Below are 13794 nucleotides of genomic sequence, written 5' to 3'. Positions count from 1 at the left end.
AGGCACGCGGCCTTTATTGACGGGCGATGGTGTTGGTGCGGCGGATCTTCGCCTGCAGCTGGATCACCCCGTAGACAAGAGCTTCCGCCGTGGGCGGACAACCGGGCACGTAGACGTCGACCGGCACGATGCGGTCGCAGCCGCGCACGACCGAGTACGAGTAGTGGTAGTAGCCGCCGCCGTTGGCGCACGAGCCCATCGAGATCACCCAGCGCGGCTCGGCCATCTGGTCGTAGACCTTGCGCAGCGCCGGCGCCATCTTGTTGCACAGCGTGCCGGCCACGATCATCACGTCGGACTGACGCGGGCTGGGGCGGAACACCACCCCGAAGCGGTCGAGGTCGTAGCGGGCGGCGCCCGCGTGCATCATCTCGACTGCGCAGCACGCAAGCCCGAACGTCATGGGCCAGAGCGACCCGGTACGCGTCCAGTTGATCAGCTTGTCAGCCGTGGTGGTGACAAACCCTTCCTTCAAGACCCCTTCGATACTCATGTGCTTTCCACTCCAGACGAACGGCCTGCAGTGTCCCCGCAGTGCCGCCGATACGCTATCCGGCGATTAACCCATCATTCCCAGTCGAGACCACCTTTCTTCCAGATGTAGGCAAAGCCCAGCAGGAATTCGAGCAGGAACACCATCATCGACAGGAAGCCCGGCCAGCCGATATCGCGCAGGGCCACACCCCACGGGAACAGGAACGCCGTTTCGAGATCGAAAATGATGAAAAGGATCGCGACCAGGTAGTAGCGTACGTCGAATTTCATTCGGGCGTCTTCGAACGCTTCGAAGCCGCACTCGTACGGCGAATTTTTTTCGCTGTCTGGCCGGTTGGGACCGAGGATCTTGCCGATAGTGACCAGCGCTACACCCAGACCAAGACCCACGAGGAGGAACAGCAGGACGGGGAAATAGGCAGCGAGGTTCAAGGCTATCCTCTATCGGTTGGTTCAAGGTTCCGCAAGAACATGTCGCTCCGCGGGATCACTTCACGTACTTCGCGCTGCGAACAATAAACGAACACGACGTCAGAAGCAAAAATGCCAGCCGAAGCTGAAGCAAGCGGCTGGCATTTTGTCGAATACATTGGTGCCGACGGCGAGACTCGAACTCGCACAGCTTTCGCCACTACCCCCTCAAGATAGCGTGTCTACCAATTTCACCACGTCGGCACTGCATGCAATCCGGGAGGGACAATTTTGTTGAAACCCGCGAATCGCTTCAAGACTTAAATTCTAACTTGCCTTAGCGATTTGTTCAATGCACAAAAGCAAGTTTTTGAAGTTTTTATTTCGGTACGTCGTTGCCCGGAACCGAAGCTGCAACGGCCGGCGAAGCCGCTGCCGTGCTCGATGCAACAGGTGCCGAAGCCGGTGCTGCGGCGGCCGGAACCGAGGCGACGACCGGTGCGGGAGCCGAGGCACCCAGCACGCCAGCCGAAGGCTTCGCATGATACGACCCCAGGTAGGTTAATGCAAGGGTCGACAGGAAAAAGACCGTTGCCAGAACGGCCGTCGTACGCGAAAGAAAGTTCGCGGAACCGCTTGCGCCGAACAGGCTGCCCGACGCGCCGCTGCCGAATGCGGCACCCATGTCCGCACCCTTGCCGTGCTGCAGCAGCACGAGGCCGATCACCCCTAGCGCCGACAGAAGCTGAACGACGATCACCAACGTTTTCAAATACAGCATCACACTCACCTGAGTCCATGTTGAGCGCCGGCCGCTGGGCGGCCCGCGCATGTCTGCCCTGCCCGCCCGGCTACCTCGCGCGGACGGCAATCCTTACGTTTAGCCCGCGATGTCCGCGCCCGCCGCAGCGGCCGCACAGATCGCGAGAAAATCCCCTGCCTTCAGCGATGCGCCGCCGATCAGCCCGCCATCGATATCGGCCTGGCGGAACAGGTCCGCCGCGTTCTCCGGCTTCACGCTGCCGCCGTAGAGCAGCGGCACGTTCGCCACCTGCGCACCCTTCGCGGCGAGCCGTGCGCGCAGGAAAGCGTGCACCTCCTGCGCCTGCTCCGAACTCGCACTGCGGCCCGTGCCAATGGCCCAGACCGGCTCGTACGCCACCACGATGCGCGCCGCCTCGTCGGCGCTCAACACGGCCAGCACCGCATCGAGCTGCGCGCCGACCACCTGCCCGGTCGCGCCCGACTCGCGCTCTTCGAGTGTCTCGCCGACGCAAACGATGGGCGTGACGCCGGCTTCGAGCGCGCGCTGCGCCTTGGCCGCGACGACCTCCGAACTTTCGCCGTGGTACGCACGCCGCTCCGAGTGGCCGACGATCGCATAGGTCGCATCGAAGTCGGCCACCATGCCTGCGGCCACTTCGCCGGTGTACGCACCCTGCTCGTGCACCGAAACGTCCTGGGCACCCCAGGCCACGCGGCTGCCGCCGAGCAGCGCCTGGGCCTGCGCGAGATACGGGTGAGGCACGCAGACGGCCACGCGCACGTCCTGCGGCAGCGCCTGCGCGCCGCGCACCACGCCCTCCAGCAGCACCGCGTTGACCGCGAGGCGGCCGTGCATCTTCCAGTTACCGACTACCAGCTTGGCTCGTTGATTCGACATTGTTTCGGTTGCTGTTAAAAACGGACGCAAAACACATAATTTTACTGCGTGAAATCGAGGTGGGTCAAACCGCGACACACGCTATTTGCGCTTTGATGTCAACAGGAGACGCGCCGAAGTGCGCCGCAAGGGCACTGCGGAGCATAAAAATCAGGCCTTTTCAGGCCCCGCGAGACTTCATCAGGCGTTCTGCCCCCAGTCGAGCACGATCTTGCCGACATGCTCGCTGCTCTCCATCAGGGCATGCGCTTCGGCCGCCTGCTCCGCCGGAAACACCCGGAACACGACGGGCTTGATGCGACCCTCTTCAATGAGCGGCCACACCTGCTCCTTCAACGCCCGCGCGATGCGCGCCTTGAACTCCACCGGCCGTGCGCGCAACGTCGATCCCGTGATCGTGAGGCGCCGGCGCAGGATCTCGTGCATGTTGACCTCGGCCTTCGCGCCGCCGAGCGTCGCGATCAGGACGATGCGCCCGCCGTCCGCCAGCGCGGAAAGTTCGCGCGGCACATAGCCGCCGCCCACCATGTCGAGAATCACGTCCACGCCGCGGTCGTTCGTGAGCGCCTTCACGACATCGACGAAATCCTCGCTGCGATAGTTGATGGCGCGCTCGGCGCCCAGCTTTTCGCAGGCGCGGCACTTCTCGTCGGACCCGGCGGTCACGAACACGCGAAAGCCCAGCGCATGCGCCATCTGGATGGCCGTCACGCCGATGCCGCTCGAGCCGCCCTGCACGAGCAGCGTCTCGTTCTCGCCGCCTTCGCCGGCGCCCAACTGGCCGCGCTGGAACACATTGGTCCAGACCGTGAAGAAGGTTTCGGGCAGCGACGCGGCTTCGATGTCCGTGAGCCCCGCAGGCACCGGCAGGCACTGGCCGAGCGGCGCCACGGCGTACTCGGCATAGCCGCCGCCCGCAATCAGCGCGCACACGCGGTCGCCGATCTTCAGGCCGAACGGATTGCTCTTCTCGTCGATCGTCCCGCCCACGATCTCGCCCGCCACCTCCAGCCCCGGCAGGTCGGACACGCCCGGCGGCGGCGCATAGGAGCCCTTGCGCTGGAACACGTCGGGGCGGTTCACGCCCGACGCCGCCACCTTGATCAGAACTTCGCCCGCCTTCGGCTCGGGCGTGGGACGCTCGGTCAGCTTCAGCACGTCCGGCGCACCAAATTCGGTAATCTCGACTGCCTTCATTTCGCGTCCCCCTGAGTCTGGATGGCATTGCCCGCGCGACGCCGCGCACTGCCGCACCTCGCGGCCGCAAAGCCGCACGACCGCACGACCAATGCCATCCAGGCGTCCATCATGAAAAACGGCCGGCACGCCAAAGCGCTGCCGGCCGTTACAGGCTACCGCATTATTGCTGCGGCTCGCCTTGCGGTGCACTGCCGCCGTTGCCGCCGGCAGCCGCTTCGTTCAGCAGCGCCTTGGCCGACAGGCGCACGCGGCCCTTCTCGTCCGTCTGGATGACCTTGACCTTCACGATCTGGCCTTCCTTCAGATAGTCGTTGATGTCCTTGATGCGCTCGTTGGCGATCTCGGAGATGTGCAGCAGACCATCCTTGCCCGGCAGCAGGTTCACGATCGCGCCGAAGTCCAGCAGCTTGAGGACCGGGCCTTCGTACACCTGGCCCACTTCCACTTCGGCCGTGATGTTCTCGATGCGCTTCTTCGCTTCGGCCATGCCTTCGCTCGACGTGCTCGCGATGGTCACGACGCCGTCGTCCGAAATGTCGATCGTGGTGCCGGTTTCTTCGGTCAGCGCGCGGATCACCGAACCGCCCTTGCCGATCACGTCGCGGATCTTTTCCGGGTTGATCTTGACGGTGATCATGCGCGGTGCGTACGCCGAGAGTTCGGTGTTCACGCCCGAGACGGCTTGCGTCATCTTGCCGAGGATGTGCATGCGGCCTTCCTTCGCCTGCGCGAGCGCGACCTGCATGATTTCCTTCGTGATGCCCTGGATCTTGATGTCCATCTGCAGCGCGGTCACGCCGGCTTCCGTGCCCGCCACCTTGAAGTCCATGTCGCCGAGGTGATCTTCGTCGCCGAGGATGTCGGTCAGCACCGCGAACTTGTTGTCTTCGAGGATCAGGCCCATCGCGATGCCCGCGACGTGCGCCTTCATCGGCACGCCGGCGTCCATCAGCGCGAGGCAGCCGCCGCACACCGAAGCCATCGACGACGAACCGTTCGACTCGGTGATTTCCGAGACCACGCGGATCGAGTAGCCGAATTCGTCCGGACCCGGCAGGCACGCGACGAGCGCGCGCTTGGCGAGACGGCCGTGGCCGATTTCGCGGCGCTTGGGCGAACCCACGCGGCCCGTTTCGCCGGTCGCGAACGGGGGCATGTTGTAGTGGAGCATGAAGCGGTCGCGGTACTCGCCTTCGAGCGCGTCGATGATCTGCTCGTCGCCCTTGGTGCCGAGCGTCGCCACCACCAGCGCCTGCGTCTCGCCGCGCGTGAAGAGCGCCGAGCCGTGGGTGCGCGGCAGCACGCCGGTGCGGATCTCGATCGGGCGCACGGTGCGCGTGTCGCGGCCGTCGATGCGCGGCTCGCCGTTCAGGATCTGCGAGCGGACGATCTTCGCTTCGAGGTCGAACAGGATGTTGCCGACCGTGGCCTTGTCGGCCGCAACGGTGCCGGCCGCAGCCGCGTCTTCTTCGAGCTTCGCCGAGGTCGCCGCATAGACTTCCTTCAGCTTCGTCGAACGCTGCTGCTTGTCGCGCAACTGGTAGGCGGCGTGGAGGTTGCCGTGAGCGATGTCGGTCACGCGCGCGATCAGCGCTTCGTCCTTCGCTGCCGGCTGCCATTCCCACTCGGCCTTGCCGCCGTCACGCACGAGTTCGTGGATCGCGTCGATGGCCGTTTGCATCTGCTCGTGGCCGAACACCACGGCGCCGAGCATCACGTCTTCGGGCAGCTGGTCGGCTTCCGATTCCACCATCAGCACGGCGCGCTCGGTACCGGCCACGACGAGGTCGAGGCGCGATTCCTTGATTTGCGAGCGCGTGGGGTTCAGCACGTACTCGTTGTTGATGTAGGCCACGCGCGCGGCGCCCACCGGGCCGTTGAACGGCAGACCCGAGATCGCCAGCGCAGCCGAGGCGCCGATCAGCGCCGGGATGTCGGCCGGCACTTCCGGATTGATCGACAGGACGTGGATCACGACCTGCACTTCGTTGTAATAGCCTTCCGGGAAGAGCGGACGCAGCGGGCGGTCGATCAGGCGCGAGATCAGCGTCTCGCCTTCCGAAGGACGGCCTTCGCGGCGGAAGAAGCCGCCCGGGATCTTGCCGGCGGAATAGGTCTTTTCGATGTAGTCGACGGTCAGGGGGAAGAAGTCCTGGCCCGGCTTGGCGGTCTTTGCGCCGACGACGGTGGCGAGCACGACGGTGTCTTCGACATCGACGATCACGGCGCCGCTTGCCTGACGGGCGATTTCACCCGTCTCGAGGCGCACGTTGTGCTGGCCCCATTTGAATTCTTTCACGACTTTATTGAACATGGTCATGGTCTTGTCACTCCTTACTCATTGTTATGCTGCGTGGCCCGAACACCGGGCAACACGGCAATACACGGACCGGGACCGCGCAGGAAGAGGAGTGTTATGCCATTCCAGCGGATCGCGCGCGAAGCCTGCGCCCGACGCGCGACCCGCTGGAATGACACAAAGCTCTGCCCCGTGGACCGGCCCTGCTCTGCTGCCTTGAAAACGGCTACTGCAATGCGCTTGCTACAACGCGTTACTGCGAAGCGGCAACGGCGAAACTGCCACGCCTTTCGTTGCCGCCTTGTCCTGGCTGTCCTGCCGGTGCGCCGCGCGTGGTGCGACGAAGCGCGGGCGTACCGTTCAAAAACAAAATGCCTGCATCAGCGGAACTGACACAGGCATCTTTTGGGAAGACCTTCCGGTTACTTGCGCAGACCCAGCTTTTCGATCAGCGCGCGGTAACGATCAGCGTCCTTGCCCTTCAGGTAGTCGAGCAGCTTGCGGCGGCGGCTCACCATGCGCAGCAGACCGCGGCGGCTGTGGTGATCCTTGGCGTGCGACTTGAAGTGCGCGGTCAGTTCGTTGATACGCGACGTCAGGAGCGCAACCTGAACTTCGGGCGAACCCGTGTCATTGGTGCCGCGCGCGAATTGCGCGACGACTTCGGACTTCTTGATATCTGCTACGGACATTTGCTTTTCCTTTAAAGCTAACGGGCGGTCACGGAAGAAAGGCCGTGCCGTGGATTACAGCGAAGCGCGTATTGTAGCACAGGCCGGATTCGCCGCGAACCCAAGGCTCGCGCCGGGCTTGGGTCTGCGCCCGCGCGCCCCGCTCAGGGCCGCTTCATCCGGCAAACCGTCGGCAGGACGGTGCGCTCGGGCGGCAGTTCGAGCACCGTCCGGAAACCGTAGCCCGAGCCTTCGTTGTCGTAGCGCACGCCGGGCGTGCCCGCCTTGTCCATCTGCATGACATAAAGGGGCTGGATCACCTGATGGTCGTCGGCGCGCATCCACATCGGATGGAAGCCATTGTCGAAGCGCAGCCCCTCCAGCGCCTTCGCCACCGCCGTAGGGTCGGCCGAACCGGCGTTCGTCATGGCCTGCGCGAGCATCTCGACGAGCATTTCCATGCGCAGCACCGGGTAGTCGTCCTGCGGCGCCGGATAGCGCGCGCGGAAGGCGGCGTACCAGGCATCGGAGGCCGCGCCGCCCGCGTTCGGATGCCAGTCCGCCACGGCAATCACGCGCTTCACGCCCGCATCGCCCAGCGCCGCCGGAGCGCCGAGGCTATTGCCGTAGAACGTGTAGAACTTCGTGTCGAGCCCCTGCTCGCGCGCGGCCTTCACGAGCAGCGTGAGATCGTTGCCCCAGTTGCCGGTGATGACGGCGTCGGCGCCCGAGGCGCGGATTTTCGCGATATACGGCGCGAAGTCCTTCACGCGGCCGATCGGGTGGAACTCGTCGCCCACCACCGCGATGTCCGGCCGCCGCTGCGCCAGCGCCGCGCGCGCGAGGGTGCTGACGTCGTGGCCGAAGCTGTAGTCCTGATTCAGCAGGTAGACCTTCTTCACCGACTTGTCCGCCGCGATCACGTCGGCGAGCGCGTCCATGCGCATGCCCGCGTGGGCGTCGAAGCGAAAATGCCAGAAACTGCAGTTCGCGTTCGTGAGCGCGGGATCGTCGGCGGAGTAGTTGAGGAACACCTCGCGGTTCTCCGGCTCGCGCGCATTCTGGCGCTCGATCGCCGTCACGAGCGCCGCCGCCACCGCCGAGCTGTTGCCCTGGAGAATGAAGCCGATATGCCGGTCGGCGGCTGCGCGCAGCTGCATCAGCGCCGATTCGGTGCTGCCCTTGCTGTCGAGCACGACGAGTTCCAGCGGATGCCGCCCGTCGCGCAGCAGCACGCCACCGCGCGCATTGACGCGCTCCACGCCAAAGCGCAGATTGCGCTCGACGGCCGCGCCCGCGTCGGCAAACGGCCCGGACATGCCTTCGATCAGCGCAAGCTGGATGGGCGCGCCCGCTGGCTTGCCGCCTGACGCCTCCGCGGCCTGCGTCGATGCGGCCCGGACGCCGGATATGCCGGCTATGCCCGTTACGGCCTGTGCGACGATCAACACCGCCGCCAGCGCGCCGAGCCTTGCCGCCACACGGCCCATTCGTGCCTTCATGTTCTCTCCCCTCTTTTTTCCCCAGCCCTGGCACGCGACCCGCCCGCGTGCGCCCGAAGCGCGGATCATAGGGCGCACCGCCCCCTCGCCGCAAGAGCGCCACCCCGCTCTCGCCCGCGCGGGATTGCGTGTCAAAATAGGACATCGACAACACAGGCGGCCATCGGCGCATCGCCCGGGGGACTTCATGCTCATTCGCTTTACCACTGCGATCACCAGCGCGCTCGCGCGCATGCCGCGCCGCGCGCTGGCCGCCGGCCTCGGGGCGCTCGCGCTCGCCGGGTGCGTGCAGCCATGGCAGCAGTTCCACGCGGGCGACGACGCGCAGGCCGTGATCGCCCGCTTCGGGCCGCCGCGCGAAAGCTACGACCTGCCCAACGGCGGCAAGCGCCTGATGTGGCCGACCCAGCCGATGGGCGAAACCACCGTGGCCGCCGACATCGACGCGAGCGGCAAGGTCGTGAACGTGCGCCAGGTGCTTCAGGTGAGCGAGTTCTACCGCGCCGAGATCGGCAAGTGGACGCGCGCCGACGTGCTCGTGAACTTCGGCCGCCCCGAGGAGACCGCCTACTTCCCGCTGATGAAGCGCGAGGTGTGGACCTATCGCTACTACGAGGACAACGTCTGGTACATGCTCTACAGCTTCTACTTCGACGACGACGGCATCCTGCGTCTCACGCAAAAAACGCCCGATCCGATGCACGATCCGGACCGCCGCGGCTGGTTCTAGCGCGCCCGCCCGAGCACCTCAAAACGAAAACCCCCGCGTTTGCGAGAACGCGGGGGTTTTGCTTTGCGTCGCTGAAGCGGGCGGGGCGCACGCCCCGCCTCGGCCCGGCGGCTTACGAGCGCTGCGGATTGAGCTTGTCGCTGTCCGACGAATAGAGCTTGTTGAGCGCCGAGATATACGCCTTGGCCGAGGCCGCGACGATATCCGGATCGGTGCCCACGCCGTTCACGATGCGGCCCGCCTTCGACAGACGCACCGTCACCTCGCCCTGCGCCTGGGTGCCGGTCGTGATCGCGTTCACCGAGTACAGCAGCAGTTCCGAACCGCTGCCCACTTCGGTTTCGATCGCATTGAGCGTCGCATCGACGGGGCCGTTGCCGGCCGCTTCGCCGGTCACTTCCTTGCCGTCGGCCGAGAACACGATGCGCGCGTGCGGACGCTCGCCGGTTTCCGAGTGCTGCGCGAGCGAGATGAACTTGTAGTGCTCGCGCTCCTGCGCTTCGGCCGACTCTTCGGTGACGATCGCGATGATGTCTTCGTCGAAGATTTCGGCCTTGCGGTCGGCCAGTTCCTTGAAGCGAGCGAACGCCTGGTTCAGTTCGGCTTCGCTGTCGAGCGCGATGCCCAGCTCCTGCAAACGCTGCTTGAACGCGTTGCGGCCCGACAGCTTGCCCAGCACGATCTTGTTGGCGGTCCAGCCCACGTCTTCGGCGCGCATGATTTCATACGTGTCGCGTGCCTTGAGCACGCCGTCCTGGTGGATGCCCGACGCGTGCGCGAAGGCATTCGCGCCCACCACGGCCTTGTTCGGCTGCACGACGAAACCCGTGATCTGCGAGACGAGCTTCGAAGCCGGCACGATCTGCGTGGTGTCGATGCCGAGGTCGAGACCGAAGTAGTCCTTGCGGGTCTTCACGGCCATGACGATTTCTTCGAGCGAGGTGTTGCCCGCGCGCTCGCCCAGACCGTTGATCGTGCATTCCACCTGGCGCGCGCCGCCGATCTGCACGCCCGCCAGCGAGTTGGCCACGGCCATGCCGAGGTCGTTGTGGCAGTGCACCGAGAACACGGCCTTGTCCGAGTTCGGAATGCGCTCGCGCAACGTCTTCACGAGGTTGCCGTACAGTTCCGGAATGCCGTAGCCCACCGTGTCGGCGATATTGATCGTGGTCGCGCCCTCGTTGATGACGGCTTCGAGCACGCGGCACAGGAAGTCCATGTCCGAGCGGCTGCCGTCTTCGGGCGAGAACTCCACGTCATTGGTGAACTTGCGGGCAAAGCGCACCGCCAGCTTCGCCTGTTCGAGCACCTGCTCCGGCGACATGCGCAGCTTCTTCTCCATGTGCAGCGCCGAAGTAGCGATGAACGTGTGGATGCGGAAGTGGTCGGCGGGCTTGAGCGCGTCGGCGGCGCGCTGGATGTCCTTGTCGTTGGCGCGGGCCAGCGAGCAGATCGTGCTGTCCTTGACCATGCCGGCGATCGTCTGGATCGCGTCGAAGTCGCCGTTCGAGCTGGCCGCGAAGCCCGCTTCGATGATGTCGACCTTCATCCGCTCGAGGTGCTTCGCGATGCGGATCTTCTCTTCCTTCGTCATCGACGCACCGGGCGACTGCTCGCCGTCACGCAACGTCGTATCGAAGATGATGAGCTTGTCTGCTGCCATTTCGGGTCTCCAGGGGGGACTTGTTCAGTGTCTAAAAACGGAATTCGGGTGTTCGCGCCACCGTTGGCGACGCTGACAATGAACGAAGCAGACGGAGGGCGAGCGAGATCAGCGCGGCAGGCGCGCTAGAGCTAGCGTGCTTAGGGGCGCGCCGGCTTGAAGAGAAAGGAGGGGGAACGAGATCGTTGCCATGCCGCCGACTATAGCGGGATTCCGCCGATAGCGCAATTGGCCGCATCCCGGGGTCTCCCACGGGCGCCAGGCCGCCTCGCGCAGGCCCCGAAAACAGGCGCCACAAGCGGCCACAAGCAACCACAAGCAATCAGGGCCGCACGAAGCGGCCCTGCGAGACTGCGCGCCAGCGTGCCCTTAGCGGTCGCGCGGCGAGGAGCGCGCCGGGTTGCTCCGGCCGCGGGCCGCCTGCCAGGCCCAGAACACATAGCCCGAAAGGCCGTACAGCACGAACAGGCCGAACAGCATGAGCGGCGGATCGGACGACACCAGCACGAACGCCACCACCACCAGCAGGATCGCGGCGAACGGCACCCGGTGCCGCACGTCCAGCGCCTTGCCGCTGTAGAACGGCGCGTTCGACACCATGGTCACACCCGCGTAGATCGTCAGCACGAACGCCACCCACGGCAGCCAGGCGAGCTTGACGGGCACGCGGTTATCCGTGGCGAGCCAGACGAAGCCCGCGATCAGCGCCGCGGCCGCCGGGCTCGGCAGGCCCTGGAAGAACCGTTTGTCCACCACGCCGATGTTCGTGTTGAAGCGCGCAAGCCGCAGCGCCGCCCCCGAGCAATAGACGAAGGCCGCGAGCCACCCCCAGCGGCCGAGATCCTTGAGCACCCACTCGTACATCACGAGCGCCGGCGCGACGCCGAACGAGACCATGTCGGAGAGGCTGTCGAACTGCTCGCCGAACGCGCTCTGCGAATGCGTCATGCGCGCGACGCGCCCGTCCATGCCGTCGAGCACCATTGCCACGAAGATCGCGATGGCCGCGACCTCGAAGCGCACGTTCATGGCCTGCACGACGGCGAAAAAGCCGCAGAAGAGCGCCGCCGTGGTGAACGCGTTGGGCAGCAGGTAGATGCCGCGCTTTTTCAGGAACTGCTGGCGCGCGGCGCGGCGGGTCGCGGCGACGCCCACGGGCGGGTCCTGCAAAGGCTTGTTGCGGCGGAACGGCCGCGGCAGCGGTCCGCCCGCTGCATTGCGGGGACGACGCGGTTTGAATCCGGCCATCGCAACCCTCCTTATGCCGATTGCGTTTGCAGTTCGGCGAGGATCGTCGAGGACGCGGACACCTTCTCGCCGATCGACACGCGCGGGCGGCTGCCCACGGGCAGGTACACATCCACGCGCGAGCCGAAGCGGATGAAGCCGTAGCGCTGGCCGCGCGAGAGCGGCTCGCCCGAGCGCACGTAGCACAGAATGCGGCGCGCGATGAGGCCCGCGATCTGCACCGAGGTCACCACGGTGCCATCGGCCATCGTGAGGACGACGGCGTTGCGCTCGTTCTCGGTCGAAGCCTTGTCGATGGCGGCGTTCAGGTAGGCGCCGGGGAAGTATTCGACCTTCGAGACCGCGCCATCCACCGGCGAACGCTGCGAGTGCACGTTGAACACGTTCATGAACACGCTGATCTTGAGCGCTTCGCGGTTCGCGTACGGGTCGTGCGCCGTTTCGACGGCGACGATGCGGCCGTCGGCCGGACACAGCACCGCGTTCGCCTGGGTCGGGATGGGCCGCGGCGGGTCGCGGAAGAACTGCACGACGAAGGCGAGGATGAGCCAGAACGGCCACGCGAGGCCGAACCCTGCGATTGCATGGATCACGAGCGCCACGACGGCAGCAAGGGCGATGAACGGCCAGCCTTCGCGGGCGATGATCGGATGAGGGTAATTCATGGTGGCTTCGGTGTTTTTTTAAAAACCGTAGGATAGCAAAAGCCGCCCAGGGTTCATCCCCCTGGGCGGCTTTTGTGTGAAGTACCGGCGATCCGGCGGCTTCCCGGCGCCGGTCCGGCGCAAAAACAAGCCGGCCGCCGCCGTTCGCGCAGCGTCAGATCAGTTCTTCGACTGGTCGACGAGCTTGTTCTTCGCGATCCACGGCATCATCGCGCGCAGCTTCGCACCGACCTGCTCGATCTGGTGCTCGGCCGTCAGGCGGCGGCGCGACTGCAGCGTCGGCGCGCCGGCCTTGTTCTCGAGAATGAAGCTCTTCGCGTACTCGCCGGTCTGGATGTCCTTCAGGACTTCCTTCATGACCTTCTTCGTTTCGGCCGTGATCACGCGCGGACCCGTCACGTACTCGCCGTACTCGGCGTTGTTCGAGATCGAGTAGTTCATGTTCGCGATGCCGCCTTCGTAGATCAGGTCCACGATCAGCTTCAGTTCGTGCAGGCACTCGAAGTACGCCATTTCCGGCGCGTAGCCCGCTTCCACGAGCGTTTCGAAGCCGGCCTTGATCAGGTCGACCGTACCGCCGCACAGCACGGCTTGTTCGCCGAACAGGTCGGTTTCGGTTTCTTCGCGGAAGTTCGTTTCGATGATGCCGGCACGGCCGCCGCCGTTCGCCGCGGCGTACGAAAGGGCGATGTCACGCGCCGCGCCCGACTTGTCCTGGGCCACCGCGATCAGGTGCGGCACGCCGCCGCCTTGCGAGTACGTGCCGCGCACGGTGTGGCCCGGGGCCTTCGGGGCGATCATGATGACGTCCAGATCGGCGCGCGGGATCACCTGGCCGTAGTGGACGTTGAAGCCGTGTGCGAACGCGAGCGCCGCGCCGTTCTTGATGTTCGCGTGCACTTCCTTCGCGTACACGTCGGCGATCTGCTCGTCGGGCAGCAGCATCATCACGACGTCGGCGTTCTTGACGGCTTCGCCCACTTCCTTGACGGCGAGACCGGCGTTCTCGGCCTTGCTCCACGAAGCGCCGCCCTTGCGCAGGCCGACGGTCACGTTCACGCCGCTGTCCTTCAGGTTCAGCGCGTGGGCGTGGCCCTGCGAGCCGTAACCGATGATGGTGACCTGCTTGCCTTTGATGAGGGAGAGGTCGGCGTCCTTGTCGTAGAAAACTTTCATGTCTGTTCCCTGGCGAGAAATACAAAAAATTGAGGAATTCGGTACTGCTGTCCGTGTGAATCTGACGAATG

At 65.3% G+C, this 13794-nt stretch carries 13 protein-coding genes and 1 tRNA gene; 1 reads left to right on the top strand and 13 read right to left on the bottom strand.

Annotation, left to right across the window (positions count from 1 at the left end):
- Nucleotides 1–13: 13 nt before the first annotated feature.
- The 9 genes from BFE01S_RS15165 to BFE01S_RS15125 form a co-directional block, all read right to left on the bottom strand.
- Complete coding sequence (locus BFE01S_RS15165; protein WP_006052903.1) at nt 14–493, bottom strand: NuoB/complex I 20 kDa subunit family protein; 480 nt, start codon at nt 491–493, stop codon at nt 14–16.
- 74 nt (nt 494–567) lie between these two features.
- Nucleotides 568–927, bottom strand: a complete 360-nt coding sequence (locus BFE01S_RS15160) for an NADH-quinone oxidoreductase subunit A (RefSeq protein WP_028226256.1) — start codon at nt 925–927, stop codon at nt 568–570.
- A gap of 158 nt (nt 928–1085) precedes the next feature.
- Nucleotides 1086–1170, bottom strand: a tRNA-Leu gene (locus BFE01S_RS15155).
- A gap of 115 nt (nt 1171–1285) precedes the next feature.
- A complete protein-coding gene (gene secG / locus BFE01S_RS15150) occupies nt 1286–1687 on the bottom strand; it encodes a preprotein translocase subunit SecG (RefSeq protein ID WP_028226255.1) in 402 nt (133 codons plus the stop codon).
- Nucleotides 1688–1786: 99 nt separating this feature from the next.
- Nucleotides 1787–2569, bottom strand: a complete 783-nt coding sequence (gene tpiA, locus BFE01S_RS15145) for a triose-phosphate isomerase (protein WP_042337676.1) — start codon at nt 2567–2569, stop codon at nt 1787–1789.
- A gap of 180 nt (nt 2570–2749) precedes the next feature.
- Complete coding sequence (locus tag BFE01S_RS15140) at nt 2750–3766, bottom strand: NAD(P)H-quinone oxidoreductase (RefSeq protein WP_028226253.1); 1017 nt, start codon at nt 3764–3766, stop codon at nt 2750–2752.
- A 163-nt stretch (nt 3767–3929) separates the two neighbouring features.
- Nucleotides 3930–6089, bottom strand: a complete 2160-nt coding sequence (pnp, locus tag BFE01S_RS15135) for a polyribonucleotide nucleotidyltransferase (protein ID WP_028226252.1) — start codon at nt 6087–6089, stop codon at nt 3930–3932.
- 401 nt (nt 6090–6490) lie between these two features.
- On the bottom strand, nt 6491–6760 hold the full coding sequence (gene rpsO, locus BFE01S_RS15130; protein ID WP_028226251.1) for a 30S ribosomal protein S15: 270 nt from the start codon (nt 6758–6760) through the stop codon (nt 6491–6493).
- A gap of 143 nt (nt 6761–6903) precedes the next feature.
- Nucleotides 6904–8241, bottom strand: a complete 1338-nt coding sequence (locus BFE01S_RS15125) for a branched-chain amino acid ABC transporter substrate-binding protein (RefSeq protein WP_245621105.1) — start codon at nt 8239–8241, stop codon at nt 6904–6906.
- Between the two features lie 232 nt (nt 8242–8473).
- On the opposite strand from BFE01S_RS15125, the gene BFE01S_RS15120 reads away from it, so the two are divergent.
- Complete coding sequence (locus tag BFE01S_RS15120) at nt 8474–8971, top strand: hypothetical protein (RefSeq protein WP_156967021.1); 498 nt, start codon at nt 8474–8476, stop codon at nt 8969–8971.
- 112 nt (nt 8972–9083) lie between these two features.
- Here BFE01S_RS15120 and BFE01S_RS15115 read toward each other — a convergent pair whose 3' ends face one another.
- The 4 genes from BFE01S_RS15115 to ilvC all read right to left on the bottom strand — a co-directional run bounded on the left by BFE01S_RS15115 (nt 9084) and on the right by ilvC (nt 13723).
- A complete protein-coding gene (locus tag BFE01S_RS15115) occupies nt 9084–10634 on the bottom strand; it encodes a 2-isopropylmalate synthase (protein WP_028226248.1) in 1551 nt (516 codons plus the stop codon).
- 369 nt (nt 10635–11003) lie between these two features.
- Nucleotides 11004–11882, bottom strand: a complete 879-nt coding sequence (gene pssA / locus BFE01S_RS15110; protein ID WP_028226247.1) for a CDP-diacylglycerol--serine O-phosphatidyltransferase — start codon at nt 11880–11882, stop codon at nt 11004–11006.
- 11 nt (nt 11883–11893) lie between these two features.
- Nucleotides 11894–12547: a phosphatidylserine decarboxylase gene (locus BFE01S_RS15105; RefSeq protein WP_028226246.1), complete on the bottom strand. Its 654-nt coding sequence runs from the start codon at nt 12545–12547 to the stop codon at nt 11894–11896.
- A 159-nt stretch (nt 12548–12706) separates the two neighbouring features.
- Nucleotides 12707–13723 carry a ketol-acid reductoisomerase gene (gene ilvC / locus BFE01S_RS15100; RefSeq protein WP_028226245.1) on the bottom strand — a complete coding sequence of 339 codons (1017 nt, stop codon included), beginning with the start codon at nt 13721–13723 and terminating at the stop codon, nt 12707–12709.
- Between the last annotated feature and the right edge of the window lie 71 nt (nt 13724–13794).

Source organism: Paraburkholderia ferrariae NBRC 106233 (genome assembly GCF_000685035.1).
In the GTDB taxonomy this organism is placed as follows: domain Bacteria; phylum Pseudomonadota; class Gammaproteobacteria; order Burkholderiales; family Burkholderiaceae; genus Paraburkholderia; species Paraburkholderia ferrariae.
This window is presented reverse-complemented; position numbering and strand designations above follow the sequence as displayed.